Origin of the sequence: Streptomyces sp. NPDC006368 (assembly GCF_040612535.1) — a bacterium.
Lineage (GTDB): Bacteria > Actinomycetota > Actinomycetes > Streptomycetales > Streptomycetaceae > Streptomyces.
Genome location: NZ_JBEXQK010000081.1, coordinates 1 through 6,838 on the forward strand (window position 1 = coordinate 1; position 6,838 = coordinate 6,838).

The following is a 6,838-nucleotide window of genomic DNA, read 5'->3' on the forward strand; positions in this document are numbered from 1 at the left end:
CGACGAAGGGGTGCGCGGCGTGCGCGGCCCGCAGGTCCGGGTCGGACTTGTAGAGGGCGTAGCGCAGCCGGTAGTCCTCCAGGGTGACCGTCTCGCGGTTGAAGTGGGCGGGCAGCCGGCGGTCGGCGTAGGCGCGGGCGCCGCCGGTCGCGTTGACCGCGTACTCGTACAGGTAGTCGCCGAGGTGGAACACGGCGTGGAGGTCCTCGTCGGCGAGGTGCCGGTACGCGGTGAAGTACCCGTCGTGGTACGCCTGGCAGGACACGGCGGCCAGCCGCAGCTCACCGACGCGGGCGGCGGGGTGCGGGGCGGTCCTGGTGCGTCCCACCGGGCTCACCCAGGTGCCCGTGCGGAACCGGTAGAAGTAGTCCCGCCCCGGGGCGAGCCCGCCGGCCTCGACGTGGACGCCGTGGTCGAACTCCGGGTGCGCCGTGGCCTGTCCGCGTCTGGCGATCCGGGTGAACCGCTCGTCGTGGGCCAGCTCCCAGCGGACCCGGACGCGCGCCCGGGGCAGCCCGCCGCCGGGCTCGTACGGCCGGGGCGCGAGGCGCGTCCACAACAGCACGGAGCCGGGCAGCGGGTCACCGGAGGCGACGCCCAGGGTGAACGGGTCCTCGGTGATCCTCCGGCCGTCCAGCTCGGCGGCGCCCGCCGCACCGGCGGCCGGCAGGTTCACGGCGAAGGCGAGGGCGGCGGCGGCTCCGGTGACGGTGAGGAAGCGGCGGCGGTCGAAGTGGCGGGCGGCGGCGCGCAGTTCGCTGGTCATGGGGTCCATTGGACGCAGCGCGGTTGTCGCGTCCACAACATCCACATGTCGGCCATATGAGCTCCGGGTGCCGGACCGTCCCGTACGCTGCGCCCCCATGAACGCTGTACGGAGGATCGCGGTGGTGACGGGCGCGGGCTCGGGCATCGGCCGGAGCGTGGCGCTGGCCCTGGCGGAGGACGGCTGGGCGCTCGCCCTGGCGGGCCGGCGGGCGGAGCCCCTGGAGGAGACGGCGTCCCTGGCGGGCGCCGGCGCCGAGGTGCTGTGCGTCCCCACGGACGTCACGTCCGCCGACGCGGTCACGGCCCTCTTCGCGGCCGTCGGCGACCACTACGGCCGCGTCGACCTGCTGTTCAACAACGCGGGCAGCTTCGCGGGCGGCGGCACCCCCGTCGAGGACCTGGACCCGGAGACGTGGCGGTCGGTCGTCGAGGTGAACCTGACCGGGGCGTTCCTGTGCGCGCAGGCGGCATACCGCCGGATGAAGGCCCAGTCCCCGCAGGGCGGCCGGATCATCAACAACGGCTCGATCTCGGCGCACGCGCCGCGCCCGCATTCGATCGCGTACACCGCGACCAAACACGCGATCACCGGTCTGACGAAGTCCCTGTCGCTGGACGGCCGCCCGTACCGGATCGCGTGCGGCCAGATCGACATCGGCAACGCGGCGACGGAGATGACCGAACGCATGCAGTCGGGCATCCTCCAGGCGAACGGCACCCTCGCACCGGAGCCGGTGATGGACGCGGCGGACGTGGCCCGCACGGTGAGGCACATGGCGGCGCTGCCGCTGGAGGCGAACATCCAGTTCGCCACGGTCATGGCGACGACGATGCCGTACATCGGGCGGGGGTAGGTCCGCGCCCCGGTGGCCGGACCCGTCCCCGGGACGTGCACACGCACTTGTGGCCCTGGCCAGGGGGAAACCCGGGCAGGGCCACAATGGCAGACGAGCCGGGCTGTACGCCGGGTTCTGTTCCCCGGGACCTCGCGGTCGTCGGGGCGACGGCCATCCATCTAGGACCGGCGTTGCCGCCGGCCTCGTGCGGTCTACCCGCGGACTCGGGCGGGCAGCCCTCGAACGTCCGCGCAGGGCCGCCTGTGACAGCGGCCCCTCTTGACCTTGCTCCGGGTGGGGTTTACCTAGCCGCCTGGGTCACCCCAGGCGCTGGTGGTCTCTTACACCACCGTTTCACCCTTACCGAGGACCGAGGTCCCCGGCGGTCTGTTTTCTGTGGCACTGTCCCGCGGGTCACCCCGGGTGGGCGTTACCCACCACCCTGCCCTGTGGAGCCCGGACGTTCCTCGGGAGGATCCGGAGATCCTCACGCGGCCGTCCGCCCGGCTCGTCTGCCGTGCCGACCATGCTACCCGGACCTCGACGCGGGCCGGGCCTCAGAGGAAGTCGGCCGTCTCCAGGTCGAAGCCGAACGGCTCGGGGAGCGGGAGCGGCCTGCCGAACGGGACGGTGACCACCTGGCGGTAGTCCCCGCCCTCCGGGTCGCTGAAGAGGGTCACCGAGGACGCCTCGCCCTTGACCGGCAGGTACAGCGGGATGCCGCCGCGGGCGTACCTGTACGGCTTCGCGTTCGTGTGCGCGGTCGAGACGGTCGGCATGGCGTTTCTGCTGGCGCCCTGGCCGGTGGCGCACGCCGTGTTCCTGGTGCTGGACGTCTACACCGTGCTGTTCGTGCTCGGGCTGCACGCCGCGTCCGCGACCCGGCCGCATCTGCTGACGGGGGCCGTGCCGCGGCTGCGGCAGGCGGGGCACGTGGAGCTGCGGGTGCGTTGGAGCGGATCACGGCCGTGCGGCATGAGCCGCTGTTCTCCCACCCGGTGCGGGACGGGGTGCTGAACCTGGCCGTGGCGTCGCAGACGTCGGTCACGGTCGAGCTGGCGGAGCCCGTCACGCATGTACGGCTGCTGGGGCGTCCCTGGTGCGCGCGTTGAACGAGGCCCTCACGCGGGTACGAACAGCACCTTCGCCCGACCCGGGTCCGCCCGCGTGAGCCGTACGCGCAGCCGCTCCCCCAGCGGGAGCGGCCGGCCGTCGCTCTCGACGCGGCCGACGACCGCCGGTGCCTCCAGGTGGACGGTGCCGACGGAGGGGTCGCGGTCGTGGACGTCGATGACGTACGCGTCGAAGACGGCGCCCACCCGGTCCTTGAGGAGGGCGGCCTCGACGAGGTCGACGCACTCGCGCTCGACGGTGCCCGCGCGGCGTGAGCCCTCGGCCATCTCGCGCGGGAGCGCGGGCAGGGCGGCCCGTACCCACTCGGGCGGTTCGCGGCCCGCGACGGCGGCCAGGCACAGCTCGCCGGCGTACCGGTCGACGAGCCGGCGCAGCGGGGCCGTGCAGTGGGTGTACTCGTCGGCGACGGCGGCGTGGACGGCGGGCACGGGGACGTTCCCGCCGTCGAAGACGGTGTAGCCGGCGCCGCGCAGCAGGGTGGTGCAGTCCTGGAGGAAGGCGGCGTGGCGGGTGTCGTGCGGGTCGAGGGAGCGGACGAGCGCCGCGTACGGGACGTGGTGCGGCCAGTCGATGCCCAGGGCTTTCGCGGAGCGCCGCAGCCGGGCGACGGCGCCGGACGGGGCGGTGGGCAGCGTGCGCAGGACGCCGGTGCCGGCGGCGACCATCAGATCGGCGGCGGCGGCGCCGGTGAGGAGGGAGATCTGGGCGTTCCAGGCGTCGGCGGGGCGCGGGGCGCGGTACTCCAGGTGGTAGGCGCTGTCGCTGCGGACGATCTCCTGTTCGGGGACGGCGAGGGAGATCCCGCCGCGCTCGGCCTCCAGGCGCTCGCGCAGGACGCCGATGTCGCGGAGGAGGGCGATCGGCTCCTCGGCGGTGCCGGTGTCGATCTGCTCCTGCACTTCGGCGTAGTCGAGGCGGGCGCGGCTGCGGATCAGGGCGCGTTCGACGTCGGTGGTGACGTGGTGGCCGTACGCGTCGAGGTCGATGCGCCACAGGAGGGCGGGGACGGTCCGGCCGGGGAGGAGGCTGGCGGCGCCCTCGGAGAGGACGGCCGGGTGGAGGGGGACGCGGCCGTCGGGGAGGTAGAGGGTCTGGACGCGGCGGTGGGCCTCGGCGTCGACCGCGCCGCCGGGGGTGACGAAGGCGGCCACGTCGGCGATGGCGTAGTGGACGCGGTAGCCGCCGTCGGGGCGGTGGGCGAGGTGCATCGCCTGGTCGAGGTCGGTGGAGCCGGGCGGGTCGATCGTGAAGAAGGGGATGTCCGTCGCGTCCCGGTCCGGCAGGCGCGGCGCCCTGGCGGCGGCCTCGGCCTCGGCGAGGACGGCGGGCGGGAAGGCGTCGGGGTCCTCGGGGAGGCCGAGCTCGGTGCGCAGCGCGCGCAGGGCGTCCCGGAGAGGAGCCTCGGCTGCGCCGGTCACGCGGATGTGGCGGCGGGGCATGGACCGAGCGTAGCGGCGCGGGGCGGGGTGCGGCACTTTGTACGCTGGCGGGCGGGGCCGCACCCCCGCTTCCGCCTGTGATGAAGGAGAACCACCGTGCTCGTGCTGTTGCCGCCCTCCGAGGGAAAGGCCGCATCGGGGAGCGGCGCGCCGCTGGAGCCGGGGGCGCTGTCGCTGCCGGGGCTCGCCGAGGCGCGGGCCACCGTGCTGGACGAGCTGGTGGAGCTGTGCGCCGGTGACGAGGAGAAGGCCCGCGAGGTGCTGGGGCTGAGCGAGGGCCTGCGCGGTGAGGTCGCGAAGAACGCCGCTCTGCGGACGGCCGGGGCGCGGCCCGCCGGGGAGATCTACACGGGAGTCCTGTACGACGCGCTGGGGCTGGCCACGCTGGACGCGGCGGCGCGCGAGCGGGCACGGGAGTGGCTGCTGGTGTTCTCGGGGCTGTGGGGCGCGGTGCGGGTGGACGACCGGATCCCGTCGTACCGCTGCTCGATGGGGGTGAAGCTGCCGGGGCTGGGCGCGCTGGGCGCGTACTGGCGTACGCCGATGGCGTCGGTGCTGCCCGAGGTCGCGGGGGACGGGCTGGTCCTGGACCTGCGCTCGGCGGCGTACGCGGCGGCGTGGAAGCCGAAGGGCGAGGTGGCGGGGCGTACGGCGACGGTGCGGGTGCTGCACGCGCCGACCCGGAAGGTGGTCAGCCACTTCAACAAGGCGACGAAGGGCCGGATCGTACGGAGCCTGCTGGGCGCGGACGCGGCGCCCGGGACTCCGGGTGAGCTGGTGGAGGCGCTGCGGGACCTGGGGTACGTGGTGGAGGGCGAGGCGCCGGTGAAGGCCGGCAAGGCGTGGCAGCTGGACGTGCTGGTGGACGAGATCCACTGACCTCGACGTCGCGTTGCGGGCTGCGCAACGGTCGTTGCGGGTGGTGTGCGGGGCGGTGAGGATGGGCCGCATGACCGCCGGCCCTGTTCGCCCCGCCCCCGCTCGCCCCGCTGTGGCGGGGCCCGCCTCCGTGCTGGGCCTCGCGCCCGTCGTGCCCGTCGTCGTCATCGAGGACGCCGCCGACGCCGTACCGCTGGCGCGTGCCCTGGTGGCGGGCGGACTGCCCGCGATCGAGGTGACGTTGCGGACGCCGGCCGCGCTCGACGCGATCCGGGCGGTCGCGGAGGGTGTGCCGGAAGCGGTGGTCGGTGCGGGCACGGTGCTCGCGCCCGGCGCGGTGGCGGACGCGGTCGCGGCGGGGGCGCGGTTCCTGGTGAGCCCGGGGTGGACGGAGGGGCTGCTGGGCGCGATGCGGGCGTCGGGCGTGCCGTTCCTGCCGGGCGTCTCCACGGCGTCGGAGGTCGTCGCGCTGCTGGAGCGCGGGGTGAGCGAGATGAAGTTCTTCCCGGCCGAGGCGGCGGGCGGCACGGCCTATCTGTCCTCGCTGGCCGGTCCGCTCCCCGGGGCCCGCTTCTGCCCGACGGGCGGCATCTCGCTCGCCTCGGCGCCGTCGTATCTCGCCCTGCCCAACGTGGGCTGCGTCGGCGGTACGTGGATGCTTCCTCCGGACGCCCTCGCGGCCCGGGACTGGGCGCGCGTGGAGTCCCTGGCGCGCGAGGCGTCGGCGCTGCGGGGCGCCTGACGCCGGTGCCCGGTCTTTTGCGTGAGGGTCAGGCGTCGCCGGCGGTGAAGTCGAGATGGACGTGATCGTCCAGCGGCCGGTAACCGAGGCGCTGGTACAGGGCGTTGCTGGTGGGGTTGGCCAGGTCGGTGAAGAGCAGCACCTGCCGGGCGCCGGTGTCCCGGGCGGCGCGGCTGACGGCGCTGGTCACGGCGCCCGCGTAGCCGCGGCCCCGCAGGCCGGGCGGGGTGTAGACGGGTGAGATCCGGGACTGCGCCGCGACGAGCGGGGAGTGGGCGGCCATGGACACGGGCCGGCCACCGGTCTCCCACAGGTGGAGGCCGCCGTGCGCGACGCGGCGCGCGACGTTCTCGGTGTGGTCGGCGTCCGGGTCCTCGCCGATGTCGGCGGCGAAGGCGCTCATCCAGGCGGCGGCGAGCGGTACGTCGTCGGCCGTCGCCCGTCGTGCCGCGCCGGGCGGCAGGGGGTGCGGCGGGGTCAGCTCGCCGAGCCGGAACAGCCGCGACCGGCGGGTGACGGTCCAGCCGGGGCCGCCTGGGCCGCCGGTCCACGCGTCGGCGAACACCCGCGCCGCGCCGTCGCCGCCCCGTACTCCTTGTACGCCCCGTACGTGTACGCCTCGCGCGGTCCGGACGTCTCCGTCGCGCAGGGCGTGCGCCAGCTCGCGGGCGGCGTCGTCGGGCATGGGCCCGAGCAGGGGGTGGTGGGGCGGCGTCTGCAGGAACGCCCCCTCGACGGGGCCGCCCTCGCCCCGGGCGCGGCGCCACCAGCCGAACCGTGCGTCGGCGCCGCCGTCCCCGTACGGCCGGGGGCCGTGCCGGCGCACCATCTCACTGACGGTCAGCAGCACGGTGCTGCGGGCGGGGTCACGCTCCAGGTAGGCGCGGGCGGCGTGCCGGAAGGCGTCGACGTCGTGGGTGAGGTGCCAGGGCATGGGGGTGATGGTGCTACGGGGTGGGGGCGGCGCGCACGGGCTTTTCCCCCACCCCGCCCCTTCCCGAAACCGGGGCTCCGCCCCCGACCCCCGGGGGTTCTTCGCG

At 75.2% G+C, this 6,838-nt stretch carries 7 protein-coding genes, 1 other RNA gene and 1 pseudogene; 4 read left to right on the forward strand and 5 right to left on the reverse strand.

The features are described from left to right. A partial coding sequence (locus ABZZ38_RS29930; RefSeq protein WP_356745611.1) for a PhoD-like phosphatase N-terminal domain-containing protein occupies positions 1–775 on the reverse strand: 775 nt, incomplete at its 3' end. Between the two features lie 88 nt (positions 776–863). On the opposite strand from ABZZ38_RS29930, the gene ABZZ38_RS29935 reads away from it, so the two are divergent. Then, positions 864–1,622, forward strand: a complete 759-nt coding sequence (locus tag ABZZ38_RS29935; protein ID WP_356745613.1) for an SDR family oxidoreductase — start codon at positions 864–866, stop codon at positions 1,620–1,622. 90 nt (positions 1,623–1,712) lie between these two features. Here ABZZ38_RS29935 and rnpB read toward each other — a convergent pair. Together rnpB and ABZZ38_RS29945 are read right to left on the reverse strand one after the other, a co-directional pair. Then, positions 1,713–2,115: RNase P RNA component class A (gene rnpB / locus ABZZ38_RS29940), an RNA gene on the reverse strand. A 46-nt stretch (positions 2,116–2,161) separates the two neighbouring features. Next, positions 2,162–2,338: pseudogene (locus ABZZ38_RS29945) on the reverse strand (Uma2 family endonuclease); the annotation flags it as partial. Positions 2,339–2,381: 43 nt separating this feature from the next. Between ABZZ38_RS29945 and ABZZ38_RS29950 the strand changes: the two are divergent. After that, a complete protein-coding gene (locus ABZZ38_RS29950; protein ID WP_356745615.1) occupies positions 2,382–2,621 on the forward strand; it encodes a hypothetical protein in 240 nt (79 codons plus the stop codon). 104 nt (positions 2,622–2,725) lie between these two features. Here ABZZ38_RS29950 and ABZZ38_RS29955 read toward each other — a convergent pair whose 3' ends face one another. Continuing rightward, a complete protein-coding gene (locus tag ABZZ38_RS29955; RefSeq protein WP_356745617.1) occupies positions 2,726–4,177 on the reverse strand; it encodes an RNB domain-containing ribonuclease in 1,452 nt (483 codons plus the stop codon). 96 nt (positions 4,178–4,273) lie between these two features. Between ABZZ38_RS29955 and yaaA the strand changes: the two genes are divergently transcribed. Both yaaA and eda read left to right on the forward strand, forming a co-directional pair. Then, entirely contained in the window at positions 4,274–5,056 is a 783-nt protein-coding gene (yaaA, locus tag ABZZ38_RS29960) for a peroxide stress protein YaaA (protein WP_356745619.1), read from the forward strand. Between the two features lie 70 nt (positions 5,057–5,126). Then, positions 5,127–5,798 (forward strand): bifunctional 4-hydroxy-2-oxoglutarate aldolase/2-dehydro-3-deoxy-phosphogluconate aldolase, encoded by a 672-nt coding sequence (gene eda, locus ABZZ38_RS29965; RefSeq protein WP_356745621.1) that lies wholly within the window; start codon positions 5,127–5,129, stop codon positions 5,796–5,798. Positions 5,799–5,826: 28 nt separating this feature from the next. Here the strand turns inward: eda and ABZZ38_RS29970 are convergent, their stop codons facing one another. Next, positions 5,827–6,732 (reverse strand): GNAT family N-acetyltransferase, encoded by a 906-nt coding sequence (locus tag ABZZ38_RS29970; RefSeq protein WP_356745623.1) that lies wholly within the window; start codon positions 6,730–6,732, stop codon positions 5,827–5,829. Positions 6,733–6,838 lie beyond the last annotated feature (106 nt).